At 68.8% G+C, this 21,254-nt stretch carries 16 protein-coding genes; 8 read left to right on the top strand and 8 right to left on the bottom strand.

Going from position 1 to position 21,254, the window contains the following annotated elements:
- Nucleotides 1-26: 26 nt before the first annotated feature.
- The gene (locus tag PFX91_RS20825) at nt 27-1,517 is read right to left on the bottom strand and encodes a S1C family serine protease (RefSeq protein WP_285734413.1); all 1,491 of its coding nucleotides are present in this window, start codon (nt 1,515-1,517) and stop codon (nt 27-29) included.
- 204 nt (nt 1,518-1,721) lie between these two features.
- Between PFX91_RS20825 and PFX91_RS20820 the strand changes: the two genes are divergently transcribed.
- On the top strand, nt 1,722-2,327 hold the full coding sequence (locus PFX91_RS20820; RefSeq protein WP_285734411.1) for a response regulator transcription factor: 606 nt from the start codon (nt 1,722-1,724) through the stop codon (nt 2,325-2,327).
- 66 nt (nt 2,328-2,393) lie between these two features.
- Here PFX91_RS20820 and PFX91_RS20815 read toward each other — a convergent pair whose 3' ends face one another.
- Nucleotides 2,394-4,562 (bottom strand): SpoIIE family protein phosphatase, encoded by a 2,169-nt coding sequence (locus PFX91_RS20815; protein ID WP_285734524.1) that lies wholly within the window; start codon nt 4,560-4,562, stop codon nt 2,394-2,396.
- Between the two features lie 466 nt (nt 4,563-5,028).
- On the opposite strand from PFX91_RS20815, the gene PFX91_RS20810 reads away from it, so the two are divergent.
- The gene (locus PFX91_RS20810; RefSeq protein WP_285734410.1) at nt 5,029-9,369 is read left to right on the top strand and encodes a HAMP domain-containing protein; all 4,341 of its coding nucleotides are present in this window, start codon (nt 5,029-5,031) and stop codon (nt 9,367-9,369) included.
- Nucleotides 9,370-9,375: 6 nt separating this feature from the next.
- Nucleotides 9,376-10,014, top strand: a complete 639-nt coding sequence (locus PFX91_RS20805) for a response regulator (RefSeq protein WP_285734409.1) — start codon at nt 9,376-9,378, stop codon at nt 10,012-10,014.
- 48 nt (nt 10,015-10,062) lie between these two features.
- Here PFX91_RS20805 and PFX91_RS20800 read toward each other — a convergent pair whose 3' ends face one another.
- Nucleotides 10,063-11,226 (bottom strand): GAF domain-containing protein, encoded by a 1,164-nt coding sequence (locus PFX91_RS20800; RefSeq protein WP_285734522.1) that lies wholly within the window; start codon nt 11,224-11,226, stop codon nt 10,063-10,065.
- 113 nt (nt 11,227-11,339) lie between these two features.
- Here PFX91_RS20800 and PFX91_RS20795 point away from each other — a divergent pair, with 113 nt between their 5' ends.
- Both PFX91_RS20795 and PFX91_RS20790 read left to right on the top strand, forming a co-directional pair.
- Complete coding sequence (locus PFX91_RS20795) at nt 11,340-12,134, top strand: GAF and ANTAR domain-containing protein (RefSeq protein ID WP_285734408.1); 795 nt, start codon at nt 11,340-11,342, stop codon at nt 12,132-12,134.
- Between the two features lie 71 nt (nt 12,135-12,205).
- A complete protein-coding gene (locus tag PFX91_RS20790; RefSeq protein WP_285734407.1) occupies nt 12,206-12,553 on the top strand; it encodes an STAS domain-containing protein in 348 nt (115 codons plus the stop codon).
- Here the strand turns inward: PFX91_RS20790 and PFX91_RS20785 are convergent.
- Together PFX91_RS20785 and PFX91_RS20780 are read right to left on the bottom strand one after the other, a co-directional pair.
- Complete coding sequence (locus tag PFX91_RS20785; protein WP_285734521.1) at nt 12,543-13,517, bottom strand: anti-sigma factor RsbA family regulatory protein; 975 nt, start codon at nt 13,515-13,517, stop codon at nt 12,543-12,545. The two genes, PFX91_RS20790 and PFX91_RS20785, sit on opposite strands and share 11 nt — an antisense overlap.
- A gap of 125 nt (nt 13,518-13,642) precedes the next feature.
- A complete protein-coding gene (locus tag PFX91_RS20780; RefSeq protein ID WP_285734405.1) occupies nt 13,643-14,914 on the bottom strand; it encodes a glycosyltransferase in 1,272 nt (423 codons plus the stop codon).
- Nucleotides 14,915-15,720: 806 nt separating this feature from the next.
- On the opposite strand from PFX91_RS20780, the gene PFX91_RS20775 reads away from it, so the two are divergent.
- Nucleotides 15,721-16,482, top strand: a complete 762-nt coding sequence (locus PFX91_RS20775) for a PP2C family protein-serine/threonine phosphatase (RefSeq protein WP_285734403.1) — start codon at nt 15,721-15,723, stop codon at nt 16,480-16,482.
- A 311-nt stretch (nt 16,483-16,793) separates the two neighbouring features.
- Here PFX91_RS20775 and PFX91_RS20770 read toward each other — a convergent pair whose 3' ends face one another.
- From PFX91_RS20770 to PFX91_RS20760, 3 genes are all read right to left on the bottom strand, one after another.
- A complete protein-coding gene (locus tag PFX91_RS20770; protein ID WP_285734401.1) occupies nt 16,794-17,465 on the bottom strand; it encodes a copper resistance CopC family protein in 672 nt (223 codons plus the stop codon).
- 134 nt (nt 17,466-17,599) lie between these two features.
- Complete coding sequence (locus PFX91_RS20765; protein WP_285734399.1) at nt 17,600-18,181, bottom strand: copper resistance protein; 582 nt, start codon at nt 18,179-18,181, stop codon at nt 17,600-17,602.
- A 102-nt stretch (nt 18,182-18,283) separates the two neighbouring features.
- Complete coding sequence (locus PFX91_RS20760; RefSeq protein ID WP_285734397.1) at nt 18,284-18,553, bottom strand: WhiB family transcriptional regulator; 270 nt, start codon at nt 18,551-18,553, stop codon at nt 18,284-18,286.
- A gap of 841 nt (nt 18,554-19,394) precedes the next feature.
- On the opposite strand from PFX91_RS20760, the gene ectA reads away from it, so the two are divergent.
- Nucleotides 19,395-19,853 (top strand): diaminobutyrate acetyltransferase, encoded by a 459-nt coding sequence (gene ectA, locus PFX91_RS20755; RefSeq protein ID WP_502888349.1) that lies wholly within the window; start codon nt 19,395-19,397, stop codon nt 19,851-19,853.
- An 84-nt stretch (nt 19,854-19,937) separates the two neighbouring features.
- Complete coding sequence (gene ectB / locus PFX91_RS20750) at nt 19,938-21,203, top strand: diaminobutyrate--2-oxoglutarate transaminase (protein WP_285734395.1); 1,266 nt, start codon at nt 19,938-19,940, stop codon at nt 21,201-21,203.
- The last annotated feature ends 51 nt before the right edge of the window (nt 21,204-21,254 follow it).

The raw sequence follows: 21,254 nt of genomic DNA, 5'->3' as shown, positions 1-21,254 counted from the left end.
GCGACGGCCGGCCCGCCCGGGACCGCTCAGTCCTCCTCGGCCTCGTCCTGGGCCGACGTGGCGCTCTGCTCCCCGAGCGTGACCGTCACCTGCTCCTCGGAGCCTCCGCCGGAGCGCACCCCGAGCCGTATCTCGTCACCGGGCTGGTGGGTCCGGATCTTCGCGATCAGCTCGTCCGGTGTGGACACCGACTCGTCGTTCACGGACACCAGCACGTCACCGGGACGGAGCCCCGCCTCGTCCGCCGCCCCTCCGTCGGTCACCTCCACGATCTCCGCGCCGCCCTCGCGCGAGTCGGTGATGGTCGCCTCGATCGCCGGATAGCTGGCGCTGCCGTGCTCGATCAGCTGCTCCGCGGTCGGGCGGACCTGGTTGATCGGGATGGCGAAGCCCAGCCCCACCGAACCGCTGTCCTGCGAGATACCGGCGATCGCGGTGTTTATTCCGACGACCTCGCCGTTCATGTTCACCAGCGGACCGCCGGAGTTGCCCGGGTTGATCGCCGCGTCCGTCTGGATCGCGTTGATCACCGTGGAGGTCTGCCCGGTCGTCCCGGTGTTCACCGGCCGGTTCAGCGCGCTGACCACGCCCGTGGTCACCGTGCCGCTCAGGCCCAGGGGAGAGCCGATCGCCACGACCTCGGCACCCACCCCGATCTTCTCCGAGTCACCGAGCCTGGCGGGTTCGAGATCGGCTCGGCCCTCGGCCTGGATCACGGCGATGTCGGAGACCGGGTCCGAGCCCAGGACCTCGGCACGGGCGGAGCTGCCGTCGTTGAACAGCACCTCCAACGGACCGTTCTGGGCCGCGTTCACCACGTGCGCGTTGGTCAGGATCTGGCCGTCGGAGGAGATGATCACACCGCTGCCGCCACCGCTCGCGGTCTGGATGGACACCACGCTCGGCAGGACGGTCTCGGCGACCTCGCCCACGGCCCCCTCGGTCTCGGTCCCCTCCGGGGCCTCACCGAGCGAGCTGACCGGGCCGCCCAGCCCGTGGGGGAACAGGTAGTCGGCCCCCAGCGCCGCCACGGGTCCCACGATCAGACTCGTGATCAGGGCGGTGATCGCGGCCACGGTCACGATCTTGCCGGAGCCGCCCTTCTTCTCCGGGCCGGGGGGCGGACCGGAGAACGGGAACTGTCCGCCGGGGTCTCCCGGTCCGAATCCACCGCCGTACGGCTGCCCGCCCTGAGGGGGTCGGCCGGGGGCTCCCGCCCCGTGCGGAGGGCCGCCCTGGTCGGCGAACCGCTCTCCCCCGGGGGAGGAGCCCTGCCCTCCGTGCGGGGGGCCGTAGCCCGCCTCGGAGGGAGGGAAGGTGTAGGAGGCCCGCTCGGGGGCGTTGGGACCGGTGGCCCAGCGCGGCGGGTGTCGGGGCGGTGAGAAGTGGGGGCCGGAGTCCGTGGGGCCTTGTTCGGCGTTCTGCGCGTCGGGGGTGTCCACCGGTCGGTCTGCGGTCCGGTCCTCGGGACGCTCGTTCCCGGACTCGTTACCTGCGTTCGGTTCGTTGGTGTTCAACGCATCCTCCGACTGGCGGGACGATGTTCAGTGATGTGCTCCATCATGCGGCGCACGGGTTAGAACAGGGTGAGAGCCCGATGTACCAGGGTTTCGAGTCCCGGAACGACCGAGTGCCCCCGAATGCTGTTGCGCCTTGTGCACCACAATGTCCGAAACGATACCGTGCCGAAGTCAAAGCGAGACACCGGAGAAGAGTCGTCCTTGATCAAGATCGTGCTGGCCGATGACCAACATCTCGTCCGTGGCGCCATCGCCGCTCTGCTCGGCCTGGAGGAGGACCTGGAGGTCGTCGCGGAGGTCGGTCGCGGTGACCAGGTGGTCGACGCCGTCATCGGGCACGGCGCCGCCGTCGCGGTGCTGGACATCGAGATGCCCGGCGCCACCGGCCTGGAGGTCGCCGCACGACTGAAGCGGGAGGTCCCCGACTGCGGTGTCGTCATCCTCACGAGTTTCGGTCGCCCCGGTTACCTGCGTCGCGCGCTCGCCTCCGGTGCACGCGGTTTCCTGGCCAAGGACGCCCCCGTCGACCAGCTCTCCGGTGCCATCCGCCGCGTTCACGAAGGCGGGCGTTACATCGACACCGACCTCGCCGCCGCGGCCATGATCGGAGGCGAGAGCCCCCTCACCGACCGCGAGACGGAGGTCCTGCGCATCGCCTCCGACGGGGCCACCGTCGCCAGGATCGCCGCCACTCTCCACTTGACGGAGGGGACCGTGCGCAACTACCTCTCCAACGCCATCGGCAAGATCGGTGCCGACAACCGTATGTCCGCCATCCGCACCGCCCAGGACATGGGCTGGCTCTGAACCCGGAAGGGCCCCGGTCGGCGAAGGTCGGAAGGCTCGGAGCCCCCAAGAGCACGCTCCGACGACCTAGAGGAAGCGCAGCACCAGCATCGCGGTGTCGTCGCCGCGTCCGCCCGGGGCGTACTCCTCCAGCTCCCTGTCGATACGGCTGATCACCGCCTGGGCGGTCAGCCCGGCACAGCCGGAGAAGATCCGCTCCAGCCCCTCGTCGCCGAGCATGTCGGTGTTGTTGCGTCGCTCGGTCACCCCGTCGGTCACCGCCAACACCACCTCCCCGGGCCGGATGTCCACGTTCTCGGTCGTGAACTCCACGTCCTCGAAGGCGCCGAGCAGGGGCTGGGAGGCCCCGAACTGCGCCACCTCGCCCTTCTGGTTCAGCCGTAGCGGCAGGGGATGCCCGGCGGAGACCATCCGCAGTCGCATCCCTCCTCCACCGTCCGTGGCCGGAGTCATCTCTCCGTACAGCATCGTCAGGAACCTGGTCGAGGTGTTCTCGTCCAGGATCGCCATGTTCAACCGCTGCATGATGTGCGACGGAGTGAACCCCTCCTTGGCCAGAGCACGCAGGGTGTGCCGTGCCAACCCGGTCACGGCCGCCGCCTCCGGGCCGGTTCCGCACACGTCGCCGATCGCGAAGCACCACCGGCCGCTCGCCGCGAACACGTCGTAGAAGTCTCCGCCGACCACGTTGCGTTCGTCGGCCGGGCGGTAGAACACCGCGTGGTCCACGTTCGGGATCACCGGCTCCTTCTCCTTCGCGGGAAGGAGGCTGCGTTGCAGCGCCTGGCTCATCGCGGCCTGCTTCTCGTGCAGTCGCGCGTTCTCCATCGCCGAGGCCACCCGGCGGCTCAGGTCGTCGGCGACGTCCACCTCCTCGCGGGTGAAGTCGTCCGTCTCGTTCTTGCCGATCGTCATCCGGCCCAGCGTGCGCCCGTGGGCCACCAACGGGATGCAGATGGCCGGACCGCTCGCCAGGTCACGGACCAGCTGCTCGTCCAGTCCCTCCTTGGCCAGCTCCGCCGGGGACCACAGCGGTTGGGGCTCGCGCTGTTCGTGCGGAGGCAGCCCGGTCAGCAGCGCCCGCAGGATGTCGTTGTAGTTCTCGTCGCCGTGCACCACGTGCGTCAGCCGGGACACGCCCATCTCGTTGATGGTCTCGATCGCGCACCACCGTCCCAGCCTGGAGGTGATCAGCTGCGCCGCCAGGGCGCCCGTCATCCGCTCGTCCAGCGTGCCCGCGAGCAGGTCGCTGGCCTCGGCCAGGAAGCTCAACGAGGCACGCCTGCTCAGCTCCACCTCGGCCAGGCGGGACCGTTCCACCGGCAGCGCGATCAGGTCCGCGCCCTCCTGGAGCCGTTTGGCGGCCGAGGGACCGAAGTGCCGAGCCCGCTTCGAGGCCACTCCCAGCAGGCCGGTGACCCGCCCGTCCACGATCAGCGGAGCCGTCACCAGCGAACGCATGCCGGCGCGTGACAGACGCCCCCGGCCCGTGCGGGCGATCATCAGGTCGTCGTTGATCACCGCGATGGGCTCGGGCGCCGCCGACGGGAAGATCTCCTCGGTGCGCACCCGCAACGAACGCCACGGAGCCCCGCCCCGGGTCAGCCCCACGGCGGCGCGCACCTCCCACATGGTCTCGTCCGACGTCGCCAGGGTGATGTAGGCGGCGTCCCCGCCCAGGGCCGAGGCCGCGTACTCCACGGTACGCTCCAGCAGCTGCGGCAACCGCAGCCGCGAGCTCAGCGCCGCGTCCAGGGGCGCCCACGGTGTGGGACGGGAGGGGCGAGAGAGGCCTTTACGCAGTGGTGGGGCCTCCAGAGACGGATGTTTCTCCGGGGTGTCCTCGATCCGGAACCACACGGCCTTGTCACCACGCCCGTAACTCACACCCCAGCTCGACGCGATCGCCGAGGCCAGGGCCAGCCCCAGGCCGCCACCGCGCTCGTTCCCAGAGACGGCCGAGGCGTCCACCGAGAGCGGTCCCGCCTGCGGAACCGCGCGTTCGGGGGCCGAGTCGGTCACCGTCACCTCGGTCGACGTCCTGTCCCGACGCACCGTCACCTCCAGGGCGGACCTGGCGTGGATGACCGCGTTGGTCGCCAGTTCGCTGACCAGCAGGATCACATCGTCGATGGGGCCGGACGCCTCCCATGCCAGGAGGGTGCCGTGAACGAAGTCGCGGGCCGCCGCCGCGGTCTCGGGGGCGGGAGGGAACTCTCGTCGAGCGACCTTCAACGCGTTTTGTGCTGGCACAACGTCGGTGTCCTTCGTCACTGGTTACGTGCGCGGAAAACGGGGGTCGGTGCCACGATACGCGTGCCGTGGCCGAGGGCGCCCCGTGCCGGTGGCGGAGTGATGGCCGCGACCCCGGCCGACCACCGGACGCGTGTTCCGCGGACGCCGGTGGACCCGAGCACGCGTGTGCGACCATGGAGGGTCCGGAAGAGCGAGGGGATGACATGGCCGACCCTCCTGTGCGGCTCGGCTCGGCCGGTTAGTGTGAGTCACCGACACATCCGCTTCTTTCGGGTGGTACTTCGCGCAGGTAGCGTGACGGGTGTCACCAAGGGTACGTGGCGATCACCGCGTGCCCGCTGTCCCGTGCGCACGTTCGTGTCCGCCGTCCCACGGCGGCCGAACCGTCCGGCCGCGCACCCGGACGGAGAGACCGAGGTGGCGGAGCAGGCTGAGGAGGGGTTCGATGTCCGAGGCGGCCAAGGAATCGGTGGCTGACGACCAACTGGACGAGATTCTGCGTGCCCTGTACCGCATGCGCGACGGCGATTTCAGCGTCCGCCTCAGAAAACGCGGGAACGGAACCATCCGGGAGATCGCCTCGGTCTTCAACGAGGTGCTCGACCACAGCGAGCAGCTCAGCGACGAACTCAAGCGTGTGGGCGACGTCGTCCGTAACGAGGGCAGGCTCAACGAGCGCGTCAACGTCAACCCCGCTCGCGGAGCCTGGGGCGAGAGCGCCCACGCGCTCAACGTCCTGCTCGACGAGGTCGCCGAACCCGTCACCGACGTCGCCCGGGTCCTGGACTCGGTCGCCGAGGGACGGCTCAACCGACGCGCCTCCATGGAGGGGCGCAGGGGCGAGCTCAAGGGGGACCTGCTGCGCCTGGCCACCACCGTCAACCGGATGGCCGACCAGATGAGCGGCTTCGCCGACGAGGTCACGCGGGTGGCCCGCGAGGTGGGCACCGAGGGCAAGCTCGGCGGTACCGCCAGGGTCGAGGGGGTCTCCGGCGCCTGGCGTGAGGTCACCGAGTCGGTCAACCAGATGTCCTCCCGTCTCACCGACCAGATGCGCGACATCTCCGAGGTGACCACAGCGGTCGCCCGAGGCGACCTGAGCCGCAAGATCACGGTGGACGTGCAGGGCGAGATGCACGAGCTCAAGGACACCGTCAACACGATGGTGGACCAGTTGTCCACCTTCGCCGACGAGGTCACGCGGGTGGCCCGCGAGGTGGGCACCGAGGGCAAGTTGGGCGGCCGGGCCAACGTCCGCGGTGTCGAGGGCATCTGGAAGGACCTGACCGAGAACGTCAACTCCATGGCGGACAACCTCACCAACCAGGTGCGCGACATCTCCCAGGTGACGACCGCCGTGGCCAGGGGCGACCTCACACAGAAGGTCCAGGTGGACGTGCAGGGCGAGATGTTGGCCCTGAAGAACACCGTGAACACCATGGTCGACCAGCTGGACTCCTTCGCCGACGAGGTCACGCGCGTGGCGCGCGAGGTGGGCACCGAGGGCAAGCTCGGCGGTCGGGCCAACGTCAAGGGCGTGTCGGGCATCTGGAAGGACCTGACCGACAACGTCAACTCCATGGCCAACAGCCTCACGTACCAGGTCCGCAACATCTCCCAGGTCACGACGGCGGTCGCCACCGGTGACCTCACCAAGAAGATCACCGTGGACGCCCAGGGCGAGATGCTCGACCTGAAGGACACCATCAACAAGATGGTGGACCAGCTGGACTCCTTCGCCGGAGAGGTGACACGGGTGGCCCGCGAGGTGGGCACCGAGGGCAAGCTGGCCGGACAGGCCCACGTCCGCGACGTGTCGGGGGTGTGGAAGGACCTGACCGACAACGTCAACTCCATGGCCAACAACCTGACCTACCAGGTGCGGCAGATCTCCATGGTCACGCGGGCGGTGGCCGCGGGCGACCTGACCAAGAAGGTCACGGTCAACGCCAAGGGCGAGATCCTGGAACTGAAGGACACCATCAACGTCATGGTGGACCAGTTGTCCGCGTTCGCCGACGAGGTCACACGGGTGGCCCGTGAGGTCGGTACGGAGGGCAAGCTGGGCGGTCGGGCCGACGTCAAGGGCGTGTCGGGCATCTGGAAGGACCTGACCGAGAACGTCAACTCGATGTCGCACAACCTCACCACCCAGGTCCGCAACATCTCCCAGGTGACCACGGCCGTCGCCGCGGGCGACCTGACCAAGAAGATCGACGTCAACGCCCAAGGGGAGATCCTCGAACTCAAGACGACGGTCAACACGATGGTCGACCAGCTCTCGGACTTCGCCACTGAGGTCACGCGTGTGGCCCACGAGGTGGGCAGCCAGGGCCAGCTGGGCGGTCAGGCCAAGGTCGAGGGCGTGACCGGCACGTGGAAGCAGCTCACCGACAGCGTCAACGGTCTGGCCGGCAACCTCACCACCCAGGTGCGGGCGATCGCCGAGGTCGCCAACGCTGTCGCCAAGGGCGACCTGACACGCAACATCCAGGTCGACGCCCGCGGTGAGATGGAGCAGCTCAAGCACAACATCAACCTGATGGTCTCCAACCTGCGCGAGACCACCGCAACCCAGCGTGACGCGGACTGGCTCAAATCCAACCTGGCCCGCATCTCCGGTCGCATCCAGGGTCACCGCGACCTCCGGGAGCTGGCACGCCTGATCATGACCGAGGTGACCCCGCTCATCGGGGCCCAACACGGTGTCTGCTACCTGCCCGAGGACCAGGACGACCAGGAGAACTTCCTGTTCTACGCGGGCTTCGGTTTCGACCCCGAAGACGCCCGCCGGCGGGTCCGCAGCGGCGTCGGTCTGGTCGGTGAGGCCCTGGCCCAGCAGGTGGAGCAGGAGGTCTCCAACATTCCGGCCGGCTACGTCAAGGTCGGTTCGGCCCTGGGAGAGGCCCCGCCGCGCAACCTGTACATCCTGCCGATCGTCTCCGAGGAACGTTCGTTGGGCGCCATCGAGTTCGCCTCCTACGACGAGTTCCGCGAGATCCACAAGAGCTTCCTGCGGCAACTGGTGAACCTGCTCGGCACCACGATCAACACCATCCTGGCCAACAACCGCACCGAGGACCTGCTCGAACAGTCCCAGCAGCTCACCAGCCAGCTCAGGGAGAGGTCCAACGAGCTCCAGCGCCAGCAGGAGGAGCTGCGCGGGAAGAACGCCGAGCTGCGCCAGAAGGCGACCCAGCTCGCCAACCAGAACCGGGCCATCGAGCTCCAGAACCAGCAGATCCAGCGCTCCAGGAACGCCTTGGAGGAGCGCGCCCACCAGCTCCAGGTCTCCTCCAAGTACAAGTCGGAGTTCCTGGCGAACATGTCGCACGAACTGCGTACGCCGCTCAACAGCCTGCTGATCCTGGCCCGCCTGCTCGCCGACAACGCCGAGCAGAACCTGTCCACGAAGCAGGTGGAGTTCGCCCAGACCATCCACAAGGCCGGTAGCGACCTGCTGTTGCTGATCGACGAGATCCTCGACCTGTCCAAGGTCGAGGCCGGACGCGCCGAGGTCCAACCCAGCGACGTGTCCATCGCCCAGCTGGTCGACTACGTCGAGGCCACCTTCCGGCCGGTCACCGTGGACCAGGGCCTGGCGTTCGCGGTGGACGTCTCACCGGACATTCCCAGCACACTGTGGACCGATGAACAGCGCCTCCAGCAGATCCTGCGCAACCTGCTCTCCAACGCGCTCAAGTTCACCTCGCAGGGAGAGGTGAGGCTCATCATCGAGCCCGCCTGGGCCCTGGAGGACACCGACCTGGAGATGTTCGCGGAGAACGAGGAGGTCATCGCCTTCAGCGTCGCCGACACGGGCATCGGTATCGCCGAGGACAAACTCCAGGTCATCTTCGAGGCCTTCCACCAAGGAGACGGCGGTACCTCCCGCCGCTTCGGAGGCACCGGCCTCGGACTGTCCATCAGCCGTAACTTCGCCCGTCTGTTGGGCGGCGAGATCCGCGTGCAGAGCGTGCCCAACCGGGGCTCCACCTTCACGCTGCTGCTTCCGGTGCGCCTGCCCGAGGACGCGGGCGAACGCGCCGAGGACGTCCGGGCCCTCGGCGGTATGGGCGCCGTGCCCGCGTTGGAGACCGACCGCGGCGCGGACACCGGATTGTTCGGGTCCTCCATGATCGACGACGGCTACTCCATCCCCGACGAGGACTTCGACGCCGCCGTGGCCGCGCTCACCGACCTCTCCGAGGAGCCGCTGCCGACCGTCCCCGTGCTCAAGGTTCCCGAGTCCCCCATGGTGGGAAGGGAGAGCGTGGGGGAACCGAGGGAGGAGACACCCGAACCGGAGGCGCGCACCGACCCCGAGCGCAGAGCCGTCCTGAACGGTCAGCGCGTCCTCATCGTCGACGACGACGTGCGCAACGTCTTCGCGCTCACCAGCGCCCTGGAGGCCCAGGGGCTGGAGGTCCTCTACGCCGACAACGGCCACGCCGGAATCGCCAAGTTGGAGGCCAACGAGGACATCTCACTCGTCCTGATGGACGTGATGATGCCCGAGCTCGACGGCAACCAGACCACCCAGCGCATCCGGGAGATGCCACAGTTCGCCGATCTGCCGATCATCTCGCTCACCGCCAAGGCGATGCAGGGCGATCGTGAACGTAGTCTCGCGGCGGGCGCCTCGGACTACGTGACCAAGCCGGTCGACCTGGACCACCTGCTCGACGTCATGCGGCGCTGGCTCAGCCCCGAACGCGATGAGACCCTTGACGACGACCAGAGCGGGGACCCGGGCACCAGCACCCCCGACAAGGACGTGGAGTAACCAGAAGTGACCCAGAAGGCCAACATCCTCCTCGTTGACGACCGCGAGGAGAACCTGATCGCACTGGAGGCCGCACTCACCTCCCTGGATCAGAACCTGATCAGGGCGAACTCGGGTGAGGAGGCACTCAAACACCTTCTGGGCACCGACTTCGCGGTCATCCTGCTCGACGTGGTCATGCCGGGCATGGACGGCTTCGAGACCGCCGCGCACATCAAGCAACGCGAGAAGACCAAGGACGTGCCGATCATCTTCCTGACCGCCCAGGAGTTCGATCGACACCAGGTCTTCCGCGGTTACGCCTCGCGTGCCGTGGACTTCCTTCTCAAACCGTTCGACCCCTGGGTGCTGCGCTCCAAGGTCGAGGTGTTCGTGGAGCTGTACCAGCTCAAGGCGCAGATGCGGGAGCAGGCACGCGCGCTCCAACGGGACCTGGGTCAGGAGACCGGCGAATCCGGGAAGCTCCTGGCCGAGCAGTTGGCCCGGCGTTCCCGACAGGTGCAGGCCGACCTGGCCGATCTGCGCGAACACATCGTGAACAACTACCAGGACGCGGACCAGCCGTTGGTGGAGGGCGTGCGTCGGTTGGACGGCTCGGTGTCCCGCCTGTCGACACTGGTGGACACCCTCTACGGCCCCGAGTGACCGGGTGCCCGCCCGGGGGCGGGCACCCGGGCGGGCCGCCCCGACGTCTCAGGAGGAGGGGCGGGGCGGCAGGGCCAGACCGATGTGCTCGCCGATCTCCTCGATCAGACCAAGGTCCGCCAGACGGAAGCTTCCCCGGTTGCTGCGGCGGATCAGGGTGAGCGCGCCGCGCACACCCCTGCTACCGCGCAAGGGCACCGACAACAGCGAGCCCGCGCCGAGCATCGCCAGCAGGGGCGCGCCCGACTCGGCGTGGCCCAGCACGGCCTCGTCCTCGATCAGCGGGAACAGCAGGGACTGCCCCCGCCCCAACACCTCACCGGGGACGTCGGAGGCTCCGGGGGCCGCCGAGGCCACCGCCTTCCTCTGCTCCGGAGGCGCGTCGGCGGGACCGGCGACCACGGCACGGCGTGCCGTGTGCGGATCGGTGGGCAGGTCGCACACGTCCACGACGACCCAGTCGGCGTAGGAGTCGGCCAGCAGTTCGGCGGCGTCGGTCAACGCGAGCGGTCTTCCCACACCGCCCGAAGAGCGCAGCAGAAGCCGGGTCATCCGGGTCAGCACGTCCAGTCTGCGGGCGGCCAGCACCACCACCTGGTCCTCCACCTCCGGCTCCAGGGGAGCCGGGCCCTCCTCCTCGGCGCCGTTCATCGGCGGGGACATCGCCACCAGCACGAGCGGGTGGGGCTCGGTGGACAACTCCAGGCGGGTCAGGGTCAGGTGCACGTCCTCGGCCCAGCCCCGCTGGGCCAACCGCGACTCCAGCGCGGCATCGCCGTCACCGCGCAGCACAGCGGCCATCCAGGAACGCATCGCCGCACGTTTGCGCAGGTCGACGAAGTGGACGAAGGGTTTACCGGTGAGGTAGCCCGGTGCGCTGCCGAGCTGGGTGGCTCCGGCGTTGTTGATCCGTCGGATGTAACCCTCGTGATCCAACAACACCACGGGAACGCTCAGCTCCTGGAACACCGCGCGCAGCAGGGCCCGGTCGCCGTCGTCGCCCTGACGGCGTGGTTCGGACTGGGAATGGGCCCGTGCCAGTTGCGCTCCGGCCTGCCCCAACAGACGCTCGGCGTACTCCAGTTCGGCCAGAGCCGCCTCCGCGATGCTCTCGGCGTCGTCGGGGTACATGGTGTGCGTGCTGCGCAGGGCGGCGATACGCTCACTCAGAGCGGTGGTCTCACGCTGTAGCCCGGCGAGGTTCTCCGGCACGCTCAGGTCTCCCGTCATGGATGGCGTAGTCCCCGAAGTCGGCGGATGGCTGTTTCCGGGTTCCTCCAAGGTTACGGTTAGTCGGAGCCCGGACGTGCAAAGGAGGCCGGAACGTGTGGATCGAGCGTCTGGCCCGCGACATCGGTGCACTGGGCCAGGAGGAAGGCGTCACCCTGGAGCGCGCCCTCGACCAGATGAGCGGGGCCGCGGCCACGGGCGTGCCCGGCTGTTCGGCCGCCCTCGTGGTGGTCTGGCGTGAGGTGGAGGGAGCCGACGGGAGCGTCCGACACGTCGTCACCGACTACGGTGCCTCCCACGCCGACCTGTCGGCCGCCTTCGAGCACCAGTACACCAGCGACCAGGGGCCCACGGTGGAGGCGGTCCGGGACATGCGCCAGGTCCGGGTGGGCGACATCCTGCGCGAGTCCCACCGCTGGCCCCGCTACACCAGCATGGCGGTCCAGTGCGGGGACCGCTCCTCCCTCACCCTGCCCAGCCCCATGCCCGCTGAGAACGACGACCGGGTGATCACCTTCGGGGTCCACTCCGGTCGGGCGGACGCCTTCGACGAGGACGTCGTGGCGCCGTTGACCGCGCTGTTGGCCGAGCACGCGGCCGTCTCCCTCCACAACGTCGGACGCCAGGCCGACGTGGCCAGGGAGACCGCGCACATGCGCCGGGCCATGACGGCGCGTACGGTGATCGACCAGGCCAAGGGCATCATCATGCACGCCAGGGGCTGTGACGCGGACACCGCTTTCGCCGCGCTGCGCGAGGTCGCCCAACGCCATCGCAAGCGCGTGGTGGACGTGGCCCGCGACCTGGTGGAGGAGAACACGGGAACGCAGCCGCGGAGGCGCCGTGTCGTCCAGAACATGAGTGAACAGCCAGGTAACACCGGGAGATGAGTCCCCAGCGTGATCGAAAAGCGCCATGATGAGGGATCGGGGCCGTCCCGGAACGACAAGGAGAAACGACCGTGACGTCAGACATCCCGATCCGTCGTGAGGATGACGTCGTCGTCGTCACCCCTGTGGGGGAGATGGACGCGGTGACCTCTCCCGCACTGGCCGAGGTGCTCGACGACGTTCTGGCCGCCGACCCGCCGCAAGGAGTGGTCGTCGATCTGGCGAAGGTGGGTTTTTGCGACTCCCGTTGCATCGGGGTGCTCGTCGCCGCCTACCGGCAGGCCCGCGACCTCGGCATCGGCCTGGTGGTCGCCGAACCCCAGCAGCAGGTCAATCGTCTGTTCGTCATCGCCGGGATCGACCAGGTCATTCCGATCATGGTGAGCACGGGAGACGCCGTGGACTCCCTCAGGGGTTGAGCGGGGCGCGCATCCCCGTACCCTCCACGGAGCCGGGGAGGACGACCCCGTCCACGAAGTGGAGTCGTACCAGGGAGCCCTCACCGCTCCCACTGATCTCCATGAAGTCGCAACTCTGCCGGGTGATCCACAGCCCGTACCCGCGCGAGCGCAGATCGTCGGCCGGACGGTAGCCGGCCAGCGGGTCGCTCAGTCCTCCACGCTCGTCGAAGACGTCGCACACCCACCTGCCAGGGGCACGCCACAGTTGCACGGTCCCCTTGCCCGCGCCGTGCTCCAGCACGTTGGCCGCCAGTTCGTTGACCGCCACCACCAGGCTGTCCACACGCTCTGCGGGGAACCCCACGGCCTCGCCCAACCCGATCAGCTCGGCACGCAGACGGGGCAGGGACAGGCCGATGTCCAGACGGTGGACGGGACCGGTGACCGGAAGCGGATCCGGGGCGACCGGTCGCCCACCGAACGCCGCCGTGCCCAGGTAGTCGGGGTTGGAACGAGGCCCCTCGGCCCCCACGAGCACGGGGTGGGTGGCGAGCACCGCGGACCGTGTCCAGGGGGCCAGCGCCCGCTCGTCGTGCGCGCACAGCAGGCGCAGCCGCTGAGACGCCAGCGCCGTGCACAGAACCGACTCCAGCCGGTGCCATTCACGCAACTCCGTCCCGGAGGACACGGCCAGCGGGGGCTCGGTCACCACCGTCACGGGTTCTGGGTGGTGGGTGAGCGCCAGACGGTGCAGGAACGCCAGTGTGCGTCCCGGGGCGTCATAGAGCCGATCCCGGTCGATGACGTGCACCAGCGCACGCTCGGACGGCGGCAGGGAGGCGATGACCTCCCGCACGCGGTCCGAGGTGACCGCGAGCACCGTGAGGCCGTTTTCGCGTACGGCCGACCGCAACCGCTCGCGGGCCACCTCGTGGAACTCCCTCTCACGGTGGAAGAGGAGCCCCTGGTGCTCGAAGGTCATGGTCACGTCGTGTCCACGTCCGGATGGGGATGTCCGTGGTCCGGGCGCCACGGTCTGTGTACCCTCCCCGTCCCCCCGACAAAGCCGTCGGGGGGACGGGGACGCGGATGTCGGGAGGTCACGTGTCAGTGTGAGGTCCCGGACAACAGGAGGTCGTCGGAGACGTGGCCGTCCTCGTCGTCACTCTGCTGGGGACGTGAACGCTCGTAGACCAGCTCGGTCTCGACGGCGATGCGCTGCCACGTGAACCGGGAACGGGCACGATCCACCGCGGCGATGCCGTAGGCGGTGCTCATCGTGGGGGTGCCCAGGACCGCGCGTACCGCCCGGGCGACCTCGTCGGGACGACCGAAGCGCATGAGCACGCCGCTGGTGCGATGCAGGACCGCACCGGGGGTGGCGCCGGTGGCGGTGGCCACGACGGGCAGGCCACAGGCCATGGCCTCCAGCACGGCACCGCCGTAGGGCTCGTAGGAGGCGGCGGACACGTACACGTCCGCCGATCGCAGCAGGCGGGGGAGCTCCTTGCGCTCGACCGGCCCCGTCAGGTGGACACGGTCGTCGACCCCGGCCTCCTTGGCCAGCAGTTCGATCCGGCGGGCGTTCTCGTCCAGGGCCACCCCCAGGTCCTCGGAGGTGGAGACGAGCAGGAGTTCGGCCTCGGGCAGGCGCGTCATGGCCTCCACGAGCCGGTCGGCGCCGCCCGCCTCGGTCAGCGAGGTGACCGACACCAGTCGGGCGCGCTCCTCACGCCGGAAGCCCCAGTGCTCGGTGGAGGCGCTCCCCTCGACGGTGAAGTGGTCGGGGTCCACCCCGAAGGGGACCACGCTCACGTGATGGCGGGGTACGCCCAGGCGTGCCAGTTCGCCCTGTTGGTCCGTGGAGTTGACGAGGACGTGGTCGACGCGGGAGGCCAGGATCGTCTCCATGCGGGCGCGCTCGGGGCGGTGGACGAGGCCGGAGCGCTGTTCACTGGCGTTGAGGGAGTGGAAGGTCTGGACGATCGGTGTGGCGCTCTGGTCGCGTTCACTGTGGGCCTGTGCGTGCAGGGCGGCCAGGCCGCTGGTCCAGCCGATGGCGTGCAGGACGTCGGGGGCGTCCTCGTCCAGGACGGAGGCGAGGGCGGTTCCGAAGGCGCCGGTGTGCTCGGCCTGCTGGTCGGCGCCCATCGGCCTGGCGGGACCGGCGTCCAGGTAGGCGACGGAGACGCCGCGTGCCATGCGAGTGCGCCCATCCGGCTGGTCGGGATCACTACGGCGGGCGTAGACGGTCACGCGGTGCCCGCGCTTGGCGAGCTGTCGGGACAACGCGCACACGTGCAGGCTCGCGGGACAGGCGGCTTCCCCCCTGTGAGCGGGGAGGGGGTTGGCGTGTTCGGCGATCATGGCGATCTTCACAGGGCTGCTACTCCTTGGACACGGGTTTCGTCTGGTGTCCGTCGTGGGCCCGAGGTGACTCCGGAGCGGGGATCGGAATCGCCTCGGGCGGAATGTGGGCCGGCGTCTTTCCATGGAGACCGTGGAACGGCCGCGCGGCAAGGACGCTTGAAAGGGGCGGGCACGCTGAAAGGGGGGTACGGGGTGCGGGACCGCGCCGATCGGGACGCCACGCAGCACGAAGAGCCGTACACGGGTCGCGTATACGGCTGTTGCGAGGCGACAGGAGAAAAAGGGAAGGGTAGACGCACGGAAACCACACCAAACGACCGGCAGAGAAGAACTTCGGCCACCGTGCGTAACCGACGAGGGACGCACGGAGGGTCGTGTGTGTCTGCGTCTTAGACACCCAACGGAGAACATTGTGCCAGACGGTCCGGGTCTCGACAATGCACGGCTGCTCCCGTGCCGCGGACGAAAGGGGTTTCGTGCAGGGCCGTAACCCCGCCTCACCCCTTCTGTCCTGCGACTTCGACGTATTGACGCACGGCCCCTGTCGGGGCCGCGGTGCCGCCGCTACTGTCGGAGCGGTACATCGGACGGCGTCACTCGGCCCGCCGGCTCGCCCCCACAGCACTTCTGGTGTCACGAACCGGGGCGGGAACTGCGTATCCGGGTGTTTTCCGCCATGATGTACGCGGATTTTGATCCGCTCTGGCGACAGCTCGGTACGGTGACAGAATCCAGACGTTGAACGGGACTCGACCAAGGTCCGGCGCGGGGCGCCGGGCAACCGGCCACGGCCGAAGAAACGGGAGGAAGGGCGTATGGGTGTCGCTGGTGGGGAAGTCATCGTCACGGCCCTCACGCACCGGGGCGCTGTCCGTCCCGCCAACGAGGACGCCGTGGTCATGGGAGCCCTGACCGTCGCCAGTGCGAACATGACCTCGCCGGTGCGTTGCATCCTCCCCGTGAGCGAACCCGTGATCCTGGCGGTCGCCGACGGGATCGGTGGTCAGGCGGCCGGGGAGATCGCCTCCGAACACGCCGTGCACCGTATGGCCGAGATGGGACCGCGGTTGAAGGGCCCCGAGGAGATCTCACGGTTGCTGAGCAACATCGACGAGGAGATCAAGGACCACGCCACGCAGCACACCGAGTTCTCCGGGATGGGGACCACGGTCGCGGGTGTCCTGCTCAACAACGACGGCAACTTCTGGTTCAACGTCGGAGACTCCCGGACCTACCGACTGGAGGGGCGCCGTCTACGGCAGCTCTCCGAGGACGACTCACCGGCTCTTCCTCCGTCGGAGGACGGCCGTCCGGTCACCACGAACTTCATCACCCAGTCGCTGGGCGGTAGTTCGGGCGGCAAGATGGTCCCCCACGTGGGGCGGGACGACGCGGCCGATCCCAGCGCCTGGCTCATGTGCAGCGACGGTCTGTCCGACCTGGTCCTGACCGAGGAGATGGAGAAGATGATCGTCGAGGCCGGCAGCGACGAGGCCGCCGTGCACGCCCTGTGGCAGGCGGCCATGGAGGCGGGGGGCAAGGACAACATCAGTATTCTGCTGGCCCGCCGCGTGTGAGCGGAACGCCGTCCCCGGACGAGGGTCTCCGGGGCAGGGCGCCCTTTGCGCCGTGCTCGACGACCCGCCTCCGCGCCCCTCACAGACGTCCCCCGCCCCCCGCTCTCCCCACTCCCGTCTTCCCCCCGACCCGGCCGAACGACCCGGACACACGGATCAAGGGGCCCGCACCGCGCTCCGATGGTCCCGAAGGTCGCGGTGCGGGCCTCGCCGTTCTTCAGAGACCGTGAACCGGTGAGAACCCGTGCGGGAACGTTCCACCGGGGCGCCGGATCGGGGTCGGGCCGGCGCGGGTCCCTGAGCGTGCCGTCCTAGCCCTGTCCGCCGCCCGAGCCCGTGCTCCTGCGCATCCGCACGGCCACGAGCACGACCGCGGCGATGGCGGCGATGGCGACGACCGCCACCACTCCCAGCGCGGCCGGGGAAAGGCCGCCCTCGTCCTCCTCGGCTGCGGTCTCGTCCGCGGGCTCCTGCGCGGCGGGTTCCTCGGCGACCTCCTCCTCGGTCTCGTCCTCCTCCGGCTCGGGCTCGGGGGCCGCGGCCACGATGGCCTCCTCGGTGACCGAGAACGTCAGGGTGTCCTGGATCGGGTGACCGTCGGAGGAGACCACGCGGTACCCGATGGTGTACTCACCGGCCTGGTCCAAGGGGGCCAACGCCACCGACACCTCGGTGCCGTCGAAGGTGAGCCCGCCCTCCTCGTAGGTGGTCTCCTCGTCCGGACCGGTGACGACGATGGCGTTACCGCTGTCGCTCTCCAGTGGGGTGTTGTTGAAGGTCAGCACGATCTCTTCGGGGACGGTGTCCAGGGTCGCCCCGTTCTCGGGGTCGGAACCCGTCAGGACGTCGTGCGCCAGCGCCGGGGAGGGGGCCAGCGCCAGGGCCGCGGCGGTCAGTGGGGCCAGCAGTACGGCGGCCGCACGCCAAAGCGCGCGAGAAGGGACCGGAGTCTCGGGGGCGGAGATGGTACGGGTGCTCGTCATGTCTTCTCTCAGGATTCGTCGTCCGGGTGGATACGTACGGGGCCGTGTTTCCTTCGGGACCCTCGCGCGGGACTCACCGGACTCGCCGTCGCCGCGCGCCACGTGCCGCGAAGGGGTCGGTCGGTCCCGTCGTTTCACGCGAGCGCCGTCGGGAAGAGCACGCTCCACCGGGGAGGACCACGAGGCCCGTGCGCCGAGAGCACGAGGCGACCGATCGCCACCGGGGCGGAGGCGAGCGATGCCAGGGGAGGGAAGGCGAAGGCGAGGTCGGGGACGCGCAGCGCGGGCAGCGCGCGTAGGAACAGTGCCGCCAGGGACCACAGGGCCGCCTCACCGTGGGCGAGCAGGGCGGAGGCGAGCAGGGCCGCCCACAGATGTGCGAACAGCATGCCCGGTGTGAAGCCGAGGACGTGGACGAGCAGGCCGTGGCCGGAGTGGTCGGCGCCCGTGGACGGACCGGGCAGGGCCGAGCCCTGCAAGATCAGGTGGAGCAGGATCTGCGCCGAGGCCATGACGGCGAAGATGTCGCCGAAGCCGCGCATCGTCCGGGTGAAACACCACAGCACCGGGAGGAGGGCCGCGGTCGCCGCGACGAGACCTCCGACGGGGGCGGGCGAGAGGGCCCACAGGTTGTGTCCACCCCAGGCAAGCCCCGTACACGCGGCGGCGAGCAACGCCGTGCGCGTGAGGCGGAGGATGCCGTGAGCGGGTCGCACGAGAAAGAACCTAGGCGGACGGCCCGGAGAGCCGCAAGGTGCCCAAAGGGCAACGGAAACGGGGCCACCGGAGGTACCGGTGGCCCGTGGGCGTTCCGTTCGTCAGCTCCGACCGGCCGGAACCAGTTCGCGGCGCATGTAGCGGCGCTCCTCGGGGGTGGTGCCACCCCAGACTCCGTGAGCCTCTCCGGCCCGCAGGGCCCACCGCAGGCACTCTTGGCGAACAGTACAGCTGCGGCAGATGGCGATGGCCTGCTCGGTGTCGACGCGCCCGATCCCGGTGCTGCTCACCGGGAAGAAGATCTCCGGGTCGTAGGAGCGGCAGTTGCCCTGCTCGACCCAGTCCTCGCTCTCGTGATACAGGCGGTTCACGGGCGCCTCCGATCCGTGGCTTGTGGTCCGTGGTCAGTGGCCCGCACCGTGCGATCACGGCGGGGTCGGGAACTTCTTCGCCCACCACACGCGGGTGATCGACCCGCGGACCTGCGGTGCTGCGATGCGACTTAGTGTAGTACGACTTGCTGTAGTACTACGCGCAGTCTGCTAGAAAATCCGCGATTTCTCAAGCCGGCTCCGGGGTGGTGGTCGCCACGTCGGGCCTCGGCTCTCCGGAGGTCCCCGCCGTGGTGGACGCGCTGTTCCAGGTCGGTCCGGAAGTCTCCCGTGGACGGCGTTGTGCGCGGGGCCGCTTTCGCCTCAAGATGGGTCCTGAGGTGTGAGTCACCCTCCTCGATGGCGTTATGTCTCGAGGTTCCCACCGAATTGATGTGACTTAATGCACGCTTAATATTGCTTGTTCAGGATCTATGTTTGACCCTGAGGCGCGCGATTCTCCTCCGAAGGGCGTCTCGGCGGGTGAGGGCGACACCCTCGTGGCGATGAGGGCGCCGAGGGGCGAAATCCCTTGACACAGGGGACTTGGATGCGCCGCCGCACCGCCTCTGAGCAGGTCGAAGGCCCCCTGCTCACAACTTCTGAGCGCTGCTAAATAAACAGGTCCTACCCAGTCCGGGTTCGTCGAAACATCTGCGCGCCTTCTCTCTGAATCTTCATTGACGTTCGTTCGCTAAATTCGATCGACGTGCCACATCAACACACCAACCTCCAAGCACGCGACCGGACTGACGACGGGGGCCGCGGCTCCGAGAACTCCGGAGCCGCGGGCCGTGGCGACGTGCGACTGTCGCACCCGTCCGCGGAGGACGGCCCGCACATGTGGCGGCTGGCGGGCAAGGCCGGCATGGACGTCAACAGTCCGTACGCCTACGCGCTCTGGTGCCGGGACTTCGCCCAGACCAGCGTCATCGCCCGCGATGACGAGGGTCGCGTCGCGGCCTACGTCACCGGCTTCGTCCGCCCCGACAGTCCTGACACCTACTTCCTCTGGCAGGTCGCCGTGGACGCGGAGTTCCGCGGTCAGCGGCTCGCCCGCCGGATGCTCGACTTCATCGGAGACAGCATCACCCGTCGTGGCCTGCGCTATCTCGAAGCGACCGTCACGGCCGACAACACCGCCTCCCGTGCCCTGTTCGCCTCGTTCGCCAGGGACCGAGGAGCCGAAGCGGTGTGGAGTCCGCTCTTCGGAGGGGAACACTTCCCCGAGGGCGATCCCCCCCACGACCCCGAGGACCTCGTACGTATCGGCCCTCTCGGATCCAAGCCGCAAGGGTGACCCGAGCATCGTCACCGGAAACATCCACTCACCCCATCGTCCAAGCCTTGAGCCCACGAACCTGGGGAAAGGAAGCACAGCACCATGGAGACCTTCCAGCGCCTGGAGTCCGAAGTCCGCGGATACTGCCGGAACTGGCCGGTCGTCTTCGACAAGGCCGTAGGAAGCCACGTCTACGACGAGTCCGGTAAGGCCTACCTGGACTTCTTCGCGGGGGCCGGCTCGCTCAACTACGGGCACAACAACCCGGAGCTGAAGACCTCGCTCATCGAGTATCTGACCGATGACCGGATAGTCCACAGCCTCGACGCCTACAGCGTCGCCAAACGCGACTTCCTGAAGACCTTCGAGGAGATAGTCCTCAAACCCCGGAACCTGGACTACAAGGTCCAGTTCCCCGGGCCCGCGGGCAACAACGCGGTCGAGGCCGCGCTGAAGTTGGCCCGCAAGTACACCGGCCGTGAGACCATCGTCAACTTCACCAACGGCTTCCACGGCATGACGCTGGGAGCCCTGGCCGTCACCGGCAACTCGATGAAGCGCGGGGGAGCCGGCGTGCCGTTGGGTCACGTCGCCACGATGCCGTTCGACAACTACCTGGACGGCAGGACGCCGGACTTCCTGTGGCTGCGCAGCCTGCTGGACGACAGCGGCAGTGGGCTGGACAAGCCCGCCGCCGTGATCGTCGAGACGGTCCAGGGCGAGGGCGGCATCAACGCGGCCAGCGCCCAGTGGCTTCGTGAACTCTCGGACCTGTGCCGTGAGTACGAGATCCTGATGATCGTCGACGACATCCAGATGGGCTGCGGTCGTACCGGTGGCTTCTTCAGCTTCGAGGAGGCCGGGATCACCCCGGACATCGTCACGCTGTCCAAGTCCATCAGTGGTTACGGCCTGCCCATGGCCCTCACCCTGTTCAAGCGTGAGCTGGACGTGTGGGAGCCGGGCGAGCACAACGGCACCTTCCGCGGGTTCAACCCCGCCATGGTGACCGGGGCCGAGGCGCTGCGCCGCTACTGGACGGACTCCTCGTTCGCCGACGCCACCAGGGCCAAGGGCCACATGGTCGCCGCCCGTCTGGCCGAGATCGCCGCCGAGCACGCCGAGTTCGGCGCGCACGTGCGCGGTCGGGGCCTGGCGCTGGGCCTGGCCTTCGAGGAGGCCGACATCGCCAAGCGGATCGCGGCCGAGTCCTTCGACAGGGGTCTGCTCCTGGAGACCTCCGGTCCCGAGGACGAGGTGGCCAAACTCCTGCCGCCGCTGACCATCAGCGAGGAAGAGCTCACGCTCGGGCTTGACATCATGGCTGACGCGGCCCGTGCCGCGGTCAAGGTGGCACAGCCCGCCTAGGAACCCTCCGGCGAGGAGGTTCCGCACCCACGCGGTACGGGGCCGGGCGGT

The organism is Nocardiopsis sp. ATB16-24 (genome assembly GCF_030271535.1).
Classification (GTDB): domain Bacteria; phylum Actinomycetota; class Actinomycetes; order Streptosporangiales; family Streptosporangiaceae; genus Nocardiopsis.
The sequence above is the reverse complement of the archived record's forward strand: the minus strand, read 5'-3'. Positions and strand labels throughout refer to the sequence as shown.

What these genes read in the sequence shown, in the direction of transcription:
- ectB (WP_285734395.1), top strand. Translation starts at nt 19,938, where the DNA reads ATGGAGACCTTCCAGCGCCTGGAGTCCGAAGTCCGCGGATACTGCCGG.
- PFX91_RS20810 (WP_285734410.1), top strand. Translation starts at nt 5,029, where the DNA reads ATGTCCGAGGCGGCCAAGGAATCGGTGGCTGACGACCAACTGGACGAG.
- PFX91_RS20770 (WP_285734401.1), bottom strand. Translation starts at nt 17,465, where the DNA reads ATGACGAGCACCCGTACCATCTCCGCCCCCGAGACTCCGGTCCCTTCT.
- PFX91_RS20785 (WP_285734521.1), bottom strand. Translation starts at nt 13,517, where the DNA reads ATGACCTTCGAGCACCAGGGGCTCCTCTTCCACCGTGAGAGGGAGTTC.
- PFX91_RS20775 (WP_285734403.1), top strand. Translation starts at nt 15,721, where the DNA reads ATGGGTGTCGCTGGTGGGGAAGTCATCGTCACGGCCCTCACGCACCGG.
- ectA (WP_502888349.1), top strand. Translation starts at nt 19,395, where the DNA reads ATGTGGCGGCTGGCGGGCAAGGCCGGCATGGACGTCAACAGTCCGTAC.